Annotated in this window: 7 protein-coding genes and 2 tRNA genes; 4 read left to right on the top strand and 5 right to left on the bottom strand. The window is 69.4% G+C overall.

Going from position 1 to position 14,033, the window contains the following annotated elements; translation table 11 throughout:
- Positions 1-97: 97 nt before the first annotated feature.
- From LXT21_RS16160 to murJ, 5 genes are all read right to left on the bottom strand, one after another.
- Complete coding sequence (locus tag LXT21_RS16160) at positions 98-5,380, bottom strand: myxosortase-dependent M36 family metallopeptidase (RefSeq protein WP_256571633.1); 5,283 nt, start codon at positions 5,378-5,380, stop codon at positions 98-100.
- A 281-nt stretch (positions 5,381-5,661) separates the two neighbouring features.
- Positions 5,662-5,735 (bottom strand) — tRNA-Met (locus LXT21_RS16155).
- A gap of 67 nt (positions 5,736-5,802) precedes the next feature.
- Positions 5,803-5,876, bottom strand: a tRNA-Met gene (locus LXT21_RS16150).
- A gap of 103 nt (positions 5,877-5,979) precedes the next feature.
- On the bottom strand, positions 5,980-7,971 hold the full coding sequence (locus LXT21_RS16145; RefSeq protein WP_254039024.1) for a S1 RNA-binding domain-containing protein: 1,992 nt from the start codon (positions 7,969-7,971) through the stop codon (positions 5,980-5,982).
- Positions 7,972-8,208: 237 nt separating this feature from the next.
- Positions 8,209-9,909 carry a murein biosynthesis integral membrane protein MurJ gene (gene murJ / locus LXT21_RS16140; RefSeq protein ID WP_254039023.1) on the bottom strand — a complete coding sequence of 567 codons (1,701 nt, stop codon included), beginning with the start codon at positions 9,907-9,909 and terminating at the stop codon, positions 8,209-8,211.
- A 104-nt stretch (positions 9,910-10,013) separates the two neighbouring features.
- Here murJ and LXT21_RS16135 point away from each other — a divergent pair, with 104 nt between their 5' ends.
- The 4 genes from LXT21_RS16135 to LXT21_RS16120 all read left to right on the top strand — a co-directional run bounded on the left by LXT21_RS16135 (position 10,014) and on the right by LXT21_RS16120 (position 13,976).
- Positions 10,014-10,493 (top strand): ferritin family protein, encoded by a 480-nt coding sequence (locus LXT21_RS16135; protein WP_254039022.1) that lies wholly within the window; start codon positions 10,014-10,016, stop codon positions 10,491-10,493.
- A gap of 46 nt (positions 10,494-10,539) precedes the next feature.
- Positions 10,540-11,406 (top strand): encapsulin nanocompartment shell protein EncA, encoded by an 867-nt coding sequence (gene encA / locus LXT21_RS16130; RefSeq protein WP_254039021.1) that lies wholly within the window; start codon positions 10,540-10,542, stop codon positions 11,404-11,406.
- A gap of 25 nt (positions 11,407-11,431) precedes the next feature.
- Positions 11,432-12,856: a sigma-54-dependent transcriptional regulator gene (locus tag LXT21_RS16125; protein WP_254039020.1), complete on the top strand. Its 1,425-nt coding sequence runs from the start codon at positions 11,432-11,434 to the stop codon at positions 12,854-12,856.
- Positions 12,857-12,932: 76 nt separating this feature from the next.
- A complete protein-coding gene (locus LXT21_RS16120) occupies positions 12,933-13,976 on the top strand; it encodes a peptidoglycan DD-metalloendopeptidase family protein (RefSeq protein WP_254039019.1) in 1,044 nt (347 codons plus the stop codon).
- Positions 13,977-14,033: the final 57 nt, after the last annotated feature.

Below are 14,033 nucleotides of genomic sequence, written 5' to 3'. Positions count from 1 at the left end.
GGACAGCTTCAGACTGTTTCGAGCGACTCCGGGTCTGGGCCTGTTAGGCACCCGGACCCGGAAGGTGCCACCGCTCCGAGGAGCGGCGGCGCCCGGCTCAGCTCACCCGGCGACGGCGGTGCAGCAGGCTCAGGAGCGCCAGGGCCATCATGCCCGCCGGAGCACCCGCGCCCGTGGAGGAGCAACCCCCGCCCTCGTCCGGCTTGGCCGTCGCCTGCACGGTGACGCTGTGCGAGGCGCCGCTGGGGTCCTTCACCGTCAGCTTGAAGGCGAAGGTGGCGCTGCCGCCATCCAGGTCCGGCACGTCCACGCTGAGCACCGCGCGGGTGGAGTCGTTGAGCGTGACGCTCGGGCCACCCGTCTGCTCCCACTTGTACGTGAGGGCATCACCATCCGGGTCGCTGGACTCCGATCCGTCGAGCGTCAGCGACGTCTGGGGCCCATTGACGATGACGCGGGCCTTCGCCACCGGGTCCTGGTTCGGAATCGGCGACGGGGTGACCTCCACATCCACCGTGTCGCTGGCGATGACGCTGCCATCGCTCACCGTCAGGCGGAACGTCAGCGTCTCGGCAGCCGACAGGTCCGGCGCCGTGAAGGTGGCCACGGCGGAGGTGGCATTGGACAGCGCCACCGCCGTACCCGCCGTCTGCACCCACGTGTACGAGAGCGTGTCTCCGTCCTCGTCCGTCGCGGAGCCACTCAGCGTGGCCGTGGCGCGCGCGGCCACCGTGCCATCCAGACCCGCGTTCACCGTCGGCGCGCGGTTGACGTTGAGCACGTCCACCGACACGTCCTGGGTGACGGAGGCCGTACCGTCGGACACCGTCACGCGGAAGGTGAGGACGGCGTTGGCGGCCACCTCACCCGTGGCGAACGTGGCCGTCGCCGTGTTGGCGTTGTCCAGCACCACCGTCGTGCCGGTCAGCTGCGTCCAGGCGTACGTCAGCGTGTCGCCGTCCGCGTCCGAGGCCACGGCCTTGAGGGTGGCCGTGCTGCGCTCGTTCACCGTCACCGACGTCGCCGTCACCACCGGCGCGCGGTTGGCGTTGTGGATGACCACGTCCACCGTGTCGTTCACGCTGGTCTTGCCGTCGGACACCGTGAGGCGGAAGGACAGCGTCTCATCCCCCGTCACCTCGGGCGCGACGAAGGTCGCCGTCGGCGTCGTGTAGTTGGCGATGGCCACGGGCGTACCGGACACCTGCGTCCAGAGGTACGTGAGCGTGTCGTTGTCCGCGTCCGTCGCGGTGCCGGACAGGGTGACGGTGGCGCGCTCATTGGCCGAGCCGTCGAGCCCCGCGTTCACCGTGGGCGCGCGGTTGACGTTGCGCACGCGCACCGTGACGGTGTCGGAGGTCGTCAGGGTACCGTCGCTGACAGTCAGCCGCAGGACGAGGTTGGCGTCCGCGGCCACTTCCGGCGCCGTGAAAGTCACCGTCGGCGTGTTCGCGCCGGACAGCGTCACCGCCGCGCCGGACACCCGCGTCCACTGGAACGTGAGCGAATCGCCGTCGGCATCGGTACCGCTGCCCTCCACCGTGACGTTCGTGCGCTCGTCCACCGTCAGGTCCGGCCCCGCGTTGGTGACGGGAGGACGGTTGAAGCAGGTGCCCGTGTCGTCCACCAGGCTGGTGAACGGGGTGTTGGTGATGCCGGTGAAGGCGACGTTGTCGATGGCCCAACCCGTCGTACCGGTCGCGTTGTCGGTGCCGACGCGGAAGCGGATCTGCACCGTCTTGCCCGCGTACGTGGTGCCCAGGTTCAGCGTGGCGGCCACGAGGGTCGGGAAGCCCGCGCTCGTACCGACGATGGCCTGGCGCCCCTGCAGGTTGTTGATGATGTTCGCGGCGGTATTCAGGCGGCCGTTGTAGAGCGGGGTACCGATGTCCACCCACGTCTGGCCCCCGTCCTGGGTCAACTCGATGACGGCGCCGTCGTAGTAGGTGGTGGGGTTGGTGCTCGTCTCGAAGTTGTAGGCATGGTCGAACCGGACGGTGAGGTTGCCGGTCTCGGCCACGTTCAGCTCCGGCGACTTGAGCCAGAAGTCCGTGGGCCGACCCGCGGCCGGGCCGAGGAACGCGCGGTTCAGGCCACGGGCGTCCAGGGTGGTGAAGGTGAAGTACTGCTCGGTGATGCCTCCACCCTCGGCGGACTCCATCTCCCAGGGGAGCAGGAGGATGTTCGACTGGACCGTCTCCGTGGTGCTGGTCGCCGGCGCCTCGTTGTAGTTCGTCGTGGCGGCCAGCGAGGCGACCACGTCGCCGGGGTTCGCGCTGTCGGGATCCCGGAGGGCGACAGTGAACTCCGCCACCGCGCGGGGCGCCGCGTCCGTCAGCGTCACCGGGATGGACACCGTCGCCTGCTCGAAGGAGCCCAGCGCCGGAATCGTGACGACCCCGTTGTTGCCGAGGGTGATGCCTCGCGTGGGCGAGATGACCGTGGCGGTGCTCGCGTTCGCCGGCACCGAGCCATTGTTGGCGACCGTCAGGACCAGTCGGCCCGTCTCACCGTTGTCGAGCACGCCGTCGCGATCACACGAACCGGCCGGAGAGTCGTCCGCGAGCGTGAGCGCCACGAACTCGAGCGAGGCGCCGACCTTGAAGCTCTCGATGACCCCCGTGTGCGTGGTGGAACCGCGCGTCGGAGAGACGGCGCCAGGCCCCATGCCGCGCTTGGCGAAGGCCACCCAGAAGCGCTGCGCGTCCTCGGGGTCATTCGCCTCGGCGGCGGCGATGAGGGCGTTGCGCGCCTCGCTGTAGGTCGGCGCGGCCGGCGTCAGCATGTAGCCGGTGACCAGGTAGCGCTTCATGCGCGCCTGGGCGTCCTCGAACGGGTGGGCCCGCAGCAGGGACGTGTACGCCTCCCAGAGCATGGTGGCCCAGATCTCACCCGAGTTGTGGACCTGGTAGTTGGGGCTGGCGTTCGGCGAGAAGGGCGCGGTGGTGGGCAGCGCCACCCCCTCCATGATGTGACGGAACGTCAGCGCGTTCTTCGCCATGTCCGACGAGTACGCCACCCGGCGGATGCCGTAGAAGGCACTGTCCCGGGAGATGGCGCGCGTGGCGAACTCGCCCGGGCCGTAGGCGCCCATCCAGTTGGCGTTGGACTCGACCTGGAGATCCTCCGGACGCGTGATCATCAGCAGTCCGTGGAAGTCCGCCCAGCCCTCGCCCATCGCGCGGCCCTGGTTGTTGGTGAGGCCCGCGGAGTTCTGGACGAGACGATTGCTGATGTAGTGACCCCACTCGTGGGCCACGATGAAGTTGTCGACGGTGCCATCCGGCCGGTACGTCGCGGTGCGGGCGAGGTGCACCGTCACGCCGGTCGCGTTGCGGATGCGGGTCGCGTCCGGCAGGGAGATGAAGACCGTGGGAATGGAGAGGGTCCGGGAGTTTCCGGCGATGTGACCGATCGCACCCGCCACGTGGTTGCCGAAGATGACGGCCACGGCACCCGCCGCCTCGGCATTCTGCGCCTTGATGAGGAAGGAGCAGTCGGGAGGACCGCCGCGATCGATGAGGGCGATGTTCCCCGCCACCTCGGCCGCGTTGGTGATGGCGCTGCAGCCATCACGATCCGTCGACTGAGGGCCCGTCGCATCCAGCGCGGCGACGACCGGCCGGGTGATGTCGAAGCCCTGGGGTCCCATGTCCATGGACAGGCCCACGGGGATGACACCCGCGATCTCGGAGGGGGCCGTCACCGTCAACGTCGCGAAGTTCTCCGCGTTGAAGACGTACATCTGCATGACGGGCGAGGCACCGTCCGCCGGCGTCGCCATGTTCGCGTTGTTGGTGCCGCTGTAGTCCTGCGCCTCCGCGAGGACCGGGTCACCGCCGATGCCACCGCGACCGAAGTTGTCGGTCTGCGCGTTGCCCGTCGACTCGTCGAAGCCGGAGTCGTAGTACCAGTCGTGCAGCCAGTTGTTCACGAAGAACAGGCTGGTGGTCGCCGCGGCGATCTGCTCGTCGTTGATGTTGGGCCGCATGTCGAACCGCATGGTGCGGTCGAACACCCCGGGCGCGGTGACGGTGGGGCGCAGGTCTCCGTCGGAGAAGCGCGGGGGCGCCACGAGGTCCGCGTAGGCGTCCACGTTGTTGCCCGTGGTCACCGTCGCGTCCGCGGGCAGCCACGGGTCGTTCCGGCTGAAGGGCGCGTTCTGCAGCGTGATGAGCGAGGGGGCCACGAAGGCCGGCCGGAAGCCCGTGGGCGCGCCATCCGGGTGCGGGCTTGCGTTGGTGCCCGCGGGGCCGTCATGCGGCGTGTACGGCGGCGTGGTGTCCGCGAACGCGCGGTAGCTGAAGGCGGCCTCCTCGCGCAGGTTCTTGCGCATGAGGATCTGCCCATCCACGGCGGAGACGACGTACGAGTACGCATCCCACTCGAGGCTGTCCTCACGCCCGCTCTGCACCTCCACGTAGTACGCGGGGACGAGCCGGTCCTCGAACGGGTAGTAGACCGGCCGGGCACGGGCCGGGACGCGCAGCCCCTCCTCGAGCGGACGCGCATACGTCGCGAGCGAGAAGTGCGTGTACCGGTCCCCGGGCCGGGCGCTCTTGACCTGCGCCAGCAGGCTCGGGTCCAGGCGCGTGCCGGTGACGTCCTGGTACGCGGCGGAGATGGCGGCGCTCGCGTTCCCCTTGAACGCCAGGCGCTCGGGGACCGGGCTCGAGGACACGTGCTCGGACAGCGCGCCGGACAGGCCCACCACCGAGTTGCCCTTGTCGAGCAGCACCGTCACGTTGTTGCGGAACACCTCGACGCCGCCGAGCTCCTGCGTCAGCGTGACGAGCCGGGCGTTGCCGAGCAGCTTCACGGAGGTGACGCGCGCGCCGGCCTCCTCGAAGGACCGAAGGCCGAAGTCGGAGGCGTAGTCCTTCAGCTGGGACAGCGCCGCGGCCTCGGGCGCCATCTTCGCGTACTTCGCCCGCTGCGACTTCTGAGCATCCGTGGTCCGAGCCCAGATGAAACGAGGAGCACTCGAACCCTCCGCGCGCTGAGAGACACGCGCACGCGTGTCACCCGCCGCGGACTTGAGGCTCGCGGACTTGGGCTCCGCGGGCTTGGCTTCGAGGTATGCGTCGTAGTTCGGCAGCGTCCGAGCGAAGGAACCGGTACCCGAAAGTACCAGCGCCAGGCCGGACAGCTTGGCAACAAACCTTCTCACGTGGGGGTGCTCCCTTGGGAAAGCGCGGGGGTAGGAAGCCACCCCGAAGAGACGGGTATTGCGCGCCCCAGCCACCTCGCCGGGTACACGGATCTCTTCGGGAAGGCCCCCAGGTGACAAATTGTCACCTGTTGGAGAGATTAGTGCCTTTACTGATGTAGGTTGAAAGGCGACAAAGCGGTTTTTTCTACGCTGGCAGGAGATTTTCATGAGCACGGGAGACCCGGCCCAAAAAGATCTTCAGTGAGAACAGAGGGTTGCAATGTCCCTGGCACACATTTCAGTGAGGACGGACCTACCCAGTTTCTCCAGAGTCAAGTCAGGGATGACCCGCACACCGGACAAAGTGTCCCAGCCGGGACAGCTGCAGGGAGGCCTCCAGAGGGCTCGACGCGCGCCAGAGGCGAGACGCGCGGAACCCGCGGAGCAAGGCGCTCCAAAAGCAAAACCCCATCCTCCGGAGCGGGAGGATGGGGTCTCTTGAAACATCATTGCGGGGGCAGGATTTGAACCTGCGACCTTCGGGTTATGAGCCCGACGAGCTACCAGGCTGCTCCACCCCGCGTCATGTTGATGTCTGCCTTTAAACACCAGAGGTTCGGCTTTGATTCACCGAACCTCTGGCTTCCTCATTGCGGGGGCAGGATTTGAACCTGCGACCTTCGGGTTATGAGCCCGACGAGCTACCAGGCTGCTCCACCCCGCGTCAGCGGCGAGGGAGGTAGTACCGCCCCTCGCCGGGGACTGCAACATCTATTTCGAGGGAACCCGAGCACGCATCCAACACGTGCTCGAGCGCGCGATGTGAATCACTTGCCGAGCTTGCTGAAGAGATCGGCCATGGTGCCGAAGCCCTTCTTGCCCGCGCCCTGCGGCTGCTGCGTCTTCTGCCACGCCTCCACCTCGGCGCGCTCCTCCGCGCGAATCGCGGCGGTGACGGACAGGCGGATCTTCCCGGACGCGTCGATGTCCAGGATGGCCACCTTCACCTCCTGGCCCAGCGCGTAGTGCTTGCGCAGATCGGTGCCGCGCTCGGTGCCCGTCTCGCTCGCGGGGAGCAGGCCCTTGCCACCGGGGAACGCGAGGAAGACACCGTACGGCTCGATGCGGTCCACCTTGCCGACGACGACCTGGCCCACCTTGGGACGGGGCGCCGCGGGAGCCGCGGGCGCGGCCTTCTCCGCCGAAGCGGCCGGACGCTCCTCGGGGGGACGCTGCGCCTCCTCCTCGGAGATGCGGCGCAGGCCGATGCGCTTGTCCTTCTCGTCGATCTTCTCGACGGCGACCCAGATGGTCTCGCCTTCCTTCACCACGTCGCGCGGGTGCGCGATGCGGCGGTCGCTCAACGCGGAGATGTGCACCAGGCCATCCACACCCGGACGCAGCTCCACGAAGGCGCCGAACTGCTGGAGCCGGACGACCTTGCCCTGCAGACGGTCCCCCTCCTTGATCTCAGAGATGGCCTTCTTGAACGGGTCCTCCTGCCGCGAGCGCATGGACAGCGTGATGCGCTCCTTCTGCTTGGTCTTGTCGGGGGAGTTGGGCTGCGCGGCCTCCATGCGCAGGATCTCCACCTCCACGTCGTCACCGACCTTCACCACGTCGCTGGGGTGACCCACGCGCGTGTACGAGAGCTCGGAGACGGGAATCATCCCCTCCACGCCGCCCAGGTCCACGAACACGCCGAAGTCGCGAACGCCAGTGACCTTGCCCTTGACGACCTTGCCATCGCCCAGGGTCTTGCGCGTCTCCGCGGCCAGCTCGCGCTGCTCGTCCTCGAGCAGCGAGCGGCGCGAGAGCACCACGTTGCGGTCCCGCACCTCGGTGACGCGGAACTTGAGCTTCTCGCCGATGAACTGGTCCGGCTTCTCCACGTAGCGCAGGTCCAGCTGGCTGATGGGGCAGAACGCGCGCACGTCGCCGATGGCGACCTCCACGCCGCCCTTGTTCACGCTCAGCACCATGCCCTCGACGGGCATGCCCGACGCGCGGGCCTCGGCCAGCATCGCCATGGACGCGCTGCCCTTGGCCAGCGCGCGGCTCAGCACGATGCCCTTGGCGCCCACCTCGATGACGTGCGCATCCAGGCTGTCACCCACGCCGTAGCGCAGGATGCCCTCGTCGTCCTTGAGCTCGCGCAGCTCGATCATCGCCTCGCTCTTGGACGCGCCCTCCAGCGACACGAACGCGGTGTCCGCGCCGAGCTGGAAGATGGTGCCCTTGACCTTCTCGCCCAGCCGCACGCCCCGGCGACCCGGCGCCCCACCCTCCTTGGCCTGCGCCTCGAACATCTCGGCGAAGGACTCGGCCTCGGGGACCTCCTCGTAGAGCGCGGTCGACACCGGCGTCGGCGCCACAGGGCGCGGCGCGGGAGCCGTGGTCGGCGCGCCAGAGGCCTCGGCCTCCGCGGTGGTCGCCTCGGCGGTCGCGGTCGCCTCGGCGGGGTTCTCCCCCACCGGGCCTCGCGTCTCGATGGCGCCCGACGCGCGCTTCACGACGACCATGGGACCGGACGGCCGGCGCTCGCCGCCACCGCGGCGCTCGCCTCCTCCCCGCTCCTGACCGCCCTGGCCACGAGGAGGACGGCGCTCGTCGCGCGGAGCCCCTCCCTCGGAGCGGGGACGCGCGTCACGGCCCTGACCGGGACCGCCGCGCTCGCCGCCGCCGCGAGGACCCTCGCCACGGCCGCTGCCGCCCGAAGGGATGCCGAGCATCACGTCACCGAAGGTGGCCTTCGGCTTCTTGGGGCCGCCCATCCCGCCCGGACCGCCCGCATTGGAACCGTTCTTCTCGTCGCTCACTGCCGAGACCTTCCTGAGACGAAGTCAGCCAGACTTCCCGTGAAGCCTGGCCCATGAAAAAGGCGGCGCACTCTACACGCGCGCCCTGTTCGGAGGAAGCCCCGAAGAGGAGCACGCGGCCCACACCACCGCCAGGACCCTAACGGACGCCCCCCTCCGCACCATCCCTCCCGCCCCCTTCTTGCTACTCCAACCACCTGCTGCCCGCTCCCTGAGGAGTCGAGCATTGGCGAGCACTTAGCGCGTCCGGCGCAGCCGCCCGGAGACCTTGCGGAACACCGCGCCAGCCTCCGGGACACCCAGCGCCGCGGCGACCGCGAAATAGATGCCGCCCATGGGGATGGCGACGGCCAGCAAGCCCAGGACGGGATGCAGCCTGGGGGGTGCGAGGTAGGCCCCACCCCACTCCGCCTGCACTCCCGGCATGGGGCCCAGCATGGCGGCGAGCCCCAGCTTCACGCCCAGGGCCACGAGGCCCGCGATGACGGCCGCGCCCCACAGCCGGGGCAGCAGCCCGGGAGGAACCCCCACCGGCCCCAGCTGCCGGGTCAGCTTGCGGCGCAGGAGATACGACTCGAGCCAGGCGACGAGCCCGCTGGCGAGCGTGAGCCCCAGCGCGCCCAGCTCCGAGGGCAGCCCCAGCCACCCGGGCAGGCGCAGGCCCAGGACCCAGGCGCCCACGGAGCCCACCGCCACGCGGACGATGGCGAAGCGCAGAGGCGTCTTGGGGTCCTTGAGGGCATAGAAGGCGGAGGCATACAGCCGGCCCACGGTGGAGGCCACCAGCCCCACGGCCGCGCCCATGAGCAGGTACCAGAGGTAGCGCGAGTCCGCCGCGTCGAAGCGGCCCGTCTGCAGGAGCGCCGCCGCCACCATGTCGCCCAGGAACAGGAAGGCCGCCGCGGAGGGCACCACCCAGAAGGCGATGCGCCGCGCCCCGCCGTCGATGCGCTGACGCAGCTTCGCGGAGACCTCCTCCGTCCCGGCGCCGTCGGCCGCGCGGGCCATCTCCGGCAGCTCCGCCGCGGACACCGCCATGCCAAAGAGGCTCACCGGGATGAGGTAGATGGTCTGCGCATAGACCAGCGAGGACATGGCGCGCTCGGAGATGAGCGTGGCGAAGGCGGTGTCCACCCAGGCGCTGAACTGCACCACGCCGCGCCCCAGCACCACCGGGCCGAAGCTGCGCAGCACCTGCCGCACCGGTTCCGTCGCCGCGGACAGCGACGGGCGGAACTTCCCCAACAACTGGAGCGTGCGGGGCACCTGCACCGCGAACTGGAGGAAGCCGCCGGCCACCACGCCATAGGCCAGAAGCTCCACCAGCCGGTCCTCGCCATAACGGCCGCCGATGACCAGCAGCGTGGCGATGATGGCCCCGTTCCAGACGACGGGCGCCAGGTACGACAGCAGGAAGCGCCGGTGGCTGTTGAGGATGCCCAGACACCAGGCGCTCAGCACCAGGAAGCCGGTGCCCGGGAAGAGGATGCGCACCACGCGGATGGCCAGCTCGCGCGCGTGGCCCTCGAAGCCCGGGGCGATGAGGTCCACGAACACGGGCGTGAACAGCATGCCCGCGCACACCAGCACCGCCGTCGCCAGGGACAAGAGGCCGAAGACCGCGCCCGCCACCCGGTCCGCCTGCTCCGTGTCCTTGCGGCCCAGCAGCTGGGCGTACACGGGGATGAAGGAGCCGGAGAGGACACCTTCGCCAAAGAGGTTCTGCAGGAAGTTGGGGATGCGCAGCGCCGCCTTGAAGACGGCGGCGGCCTCCGCGTTGCCCAGGTAGTGGGCGAAGACGCGCTCGCGCACCAGGCCCATGAGGCGCGAGGCGAGGATGCCCGTGGCCACGAGCATCGCGCCCTTTCCCCCCGAGCGTTCGGACCGACCTGGCGAGGCGGGAGGAGTCGGGGAAGGCTCGGGCACGGAGGCGGTCACGGGCCGGGGACTCTATGCGTGACGTCAAGTGGCATGAAGAGGGAAACCCAGGGCCCCTGTTTCTCTTGACGGTGCCCCCGGCGGATTGCGAGGGTCCGTCCTCAATGGCCGACCTACCGGACAGCGACCTGGACGATGTGGCGCGTATCCGCCTCGTGCTGGCGCGCGAGCTCGAGACCATCAACGAGTACGAGGCCTTCGCCCGGGCCTCCTCGCACCCCGAGGTGCGGGCCTTCTTCCTCCACCTGGCGACGGAGGAGAAGGAGCACGTGTCCGAGGCGGTCCACATGCTGCGCCTGCTCGACTCCCACCAGGACTCGCGCTTCACCACGCCCATCGCGCCGGGACACTTCCAGCAGGCCGTGGGCGAGGCGCCGCCTCCCGCCACGGTGCTCGCGCCCCCGCCTCCTCCACCGCCGCCCCAGCAGGTCCTCAACGGCCGCTCTCCGGTGGAGCCCCTCACCGCCCTGCCCCCGCAGCGGCTCATGTATGGCCTGCCCGCCCCGCCGCCCGCCGTCGAGTCCCACCCCCTCACGGTGGGCTCGCTGCGCCGGGGTGGCGGTGGTGGTGGCGGCAATCGCTGACGACGTTCCCCTCTTTTCTCCCTGATGTTGATCCGGAGATTGTTCGATGCCTGACTTCCTTGGACATGCCGAGAACCCGCTCCGCGAGGAGGAGTGGGCGCGCCTGAATGAAACCGTCATCCAGGTGGCGCGCCGCTCGCTCGTGGGCCGCCGCATCCTCGACATCTACGGTCCGCTGGGCGCGGGCGTGCAGACGGTGCCCTACGACGAGTTCCAGGGCGTGTCCCCGGGCGCGGTGGACATCGTCGGCGAGCAGGAGACCGCGATGGTCTTCACGGACGCTCGCAAGTTCAAGACCATCCCCATCATCTACAAGGACTTCCTGCTGCACTGGCGGGACATCGAGGCGGCGCGCACGCACAACATGCCGCTGGATGTCTCGGCCGCCGCCGGCGCCGCGGCGCTGTGCGCGCAGCAGGAGGACGAGCTCATCTTCTACGGCGACGCGCGCCTGGGCTACGAGGGCCTGATGACGGCCAATGGCCGGCTCACCGTGCCGCTCGGTGACTGGACGGCGGCGGGTGGCGGGTTCCAGGCCATCGTCGAGGCCACGCGCACGCTCAACGAGCACGGCCACTTCGGCCCCTACGCCGTGGTGCTGTCGCCCAAGCTCTACTCGCAGCTGCACCGCATCTACGAGAAGACGGGCGTGCTGGAGATCGAGACCATCAAGCAGCTGGCCGCCGACGGCGTCTACCAGTCCAACCGCCTGCGCGGCGACTCGGGCGTGGTGGTGTCCACCGGCCGCGAGAACATGGACCTGGCGGTCTCCATGGACATGGTGGCCGCGTACCTGGGCGCGTCGCGGATGAACCACCCGTTCCGCGTGCTGGAGGCGCTGCTCCTGCGCATCAAGCACCCGGACGCCATCTGCACCCTCGAGGGCGCTCCCGCGGCTGTGGCCCGTCGGTAGTCCGGCCACCCTGCCCCCTGTTCCCATGGCCAAGGTCCTGGTGATCGACGACGAGGCGAACCTGCGCAAGGTGCTCGCCGCGATGCTGCGCCGGGACGGCTTCGACGTCACCGTCGCGGAGAATGGCGAACAGGGGCTGGCCGAGTTCAACAAGAACGGCGCGGACATCATCGTCACCGACCTGGTGATGCCCAAGGTGGGCGGTATGGAGGTGCTCAGCACCATCCGCGCCGCCAACCCGGACGTCCCGGTCATCATCATCACCGCGCACGGCACGGTGGACTCCGCCGTGGACGCCATCAAGGCGGGCGCGTTCGACTACATCACCAAGCCCTTCGACCAGGTGGAGCTGTCCTCCGTCGTCGCGAAGGCCGCCAAGACGAACGAGAGCGCTCGTCGCTCCGTCCGCCCGGACCTCAAGGCGCGCGCCGCCATCATCGGCGAGGCGCCGCAGATGCAGGACGTCTACAAGGTCATCGACAAGGTGGCGGACACGCCCTCGACGGTGCTCATCACCGGCGAGAGCGGCACCGGCAAGGAGCTCATCGCCACCGCGCTGCACGGCGCGTCCAGCCGCCGCGACAAGCCGTTCATCAAGATCAACTGCGCGGCCATCCCCGCCACCCTGCTGGAGAGCGAGCTGTTCGGCTACGAGCGAGGCGCCTTCACCGGCGCCGTCACCTCCAAGCCGGGCCGCTTCGAGCTGGCCGACGAGGGCACCCTCTTCCTGGACGAGATTGGCGAGATCCCCGTCGAGATGCAGGTGAAGCTGCTGCGCGCGCTGCAGGAGGGCGAGTTCGAGCGCGTGGGCGGCATCAAGACCACGCGCGTGGACGTGCGCCTGGTCGCCGCCACCAACCGCGACCTGCAGGCGGAGATCGAAGCGGGCCGCTTCCGCAAGGATTTGTACTACCGCCTCGCGGTGGTGCCGCTGTCCCTGCCTCCGCTGCGTGAGCGCCGCAGCGACGTGCTGATGCTCGCGCGGCACTTCGTGGACAAGTACAACAAGCGCCTCAACAAGAAGATCGAAGGCATCACCGACGACGCCCTGGCGCTGCTCCAGGCGTACTCGTGGCCGGGCAACATCCGTGAGCTGGAGAACCTCATCGAGCGCGTCCTGCTGTTCGCGGACGGGCCGTTGATCACCGCCAAGGATCTGCCCGAGCCCATCCGCCAGGGAGCAGGCGTCCAGCCGAGCCACACCTCGGCGCCCTCCCTGCCCGCCATGGAAGTTCCCACGGGCGAGGTGGGCCTGAAGGACATCGTCCGGATGAAGTCCGCGGAGCTCGAGCGGGACCTCATCATCAAGAAGCTGGACGAGACGGGCGGCAACGTCACTCGCGCCGCGCGGCTGCTGCAGATCAGCCGCAAGTCCCTGCAGACGAAGATGAAGGAATTCGGCCTGCGCGACACCACGCCTGACGAGCAAGAGGACGGCCCCGAGGATTGACCCTCGGTTGGCGGAATTCCTCGTCGCGGGCGCGAGTTTCGCGCCCGCTCACTCTTTTCCGACTCATGGAGCCAGCATGCGGCCGAACCTCCCCACCCTCGGTGCACCTCCCAAGCGGAGCCCCATCGGGCCCGTGGTCGCCGTGTCACTCATCCTCGGCGGCGCGGCCGGGGGCGTGTGGTGGTGGAAGCAGCGCATGGCCACCGCCACGCAGGAGGCCGCCGTCACGCAGGCCACCGCCGACGCCGCCACGCCCGACGCGGGCGCCCTGGCCGCGGCGCCCACCGCCCCCGCCGTTCCCACCGATCCGGTGAAGGCCGCGGGCATGGAGCGCGCGTCCATGCGCATCGACGGACCGCTGGAGACGGCCTTCGTCAACTCCGCGGGCGCGGACGTGGGCCCGGCGCTGGCGCAGGTGGTGACGCGCACCTTGGTGTGGTGGGTGGCCGTCCCCAATGAAATCCTCCGCGGGGACACCCTGGACGTGCTGTTCCAGCGCCGCCCCAACGAGGAGCCGCTGGTGCACGCGGTGCGCTTCACCAGCGCGAAGCTGGGCAAGACGATGAGCGCCTACCGCTTCCAGGGCTCGGCGGAGAGCACGCCGCGCTACTACCTGTCCTCGGGCGACGAGCTGGAGCTGCGCCTGGAAAAGTCCCCCGTGGACGACTACGAGCAGGTGACGTCGCTGCTGCGCGATGGCCGCCGCCACAAGGGCGTGGACTTCCGCACCCCGGTGGGCACGCCCGTCAAGGCGCCCTTCGCGGGCGTGGTGAAGCGCAAGAACTGGAACTGGGGCGTCAACGGCAACTGCCTGGAGCTGGTGGAGACGGGCGGCAAGGGCCGCCGCGCGCTCTTCCTGCACCTGGACGAGGTGTCCAAGGAGCTCCAGCCCGGCACGCGCTTCAGCGTGGGCCAGGTCATCGCCCGGAGCGGCAACACGGGCCGCTCCTTCGCGCCCCACCTGCACTACCAGCTCATGCAGGGCGAGGAGAAGGTCCTGGACCCCTTCGACCAGCACAAGACCTACCGCCGCGCCCTGGCCGCCAACCACAAGACGGCCTTCGACGACGAGGTCCGCAGGCTGGAAGGGCTGCTCGGGACGTCCGTCGCGGGGAAGTAAAAGCAACCCGATTCTTGACACTCCTCCGACGGCGCGGCTAGCTGGAAGCCCCCCGGG

The sequence above is a fragment of the Myxococcus guangdongensis genome (assembly GCF_024198255.1).
GTDB lineage: Bacteria > Myxococcota > Myxococcia > Myxococcales > Myxococcaceae > Myxococcus > Myxococcus guangdongensis.
Note: the sequence above shows the minus strand (reverse complement) of the source record. Positions and strands in the feature narration are given on the sequence as shown.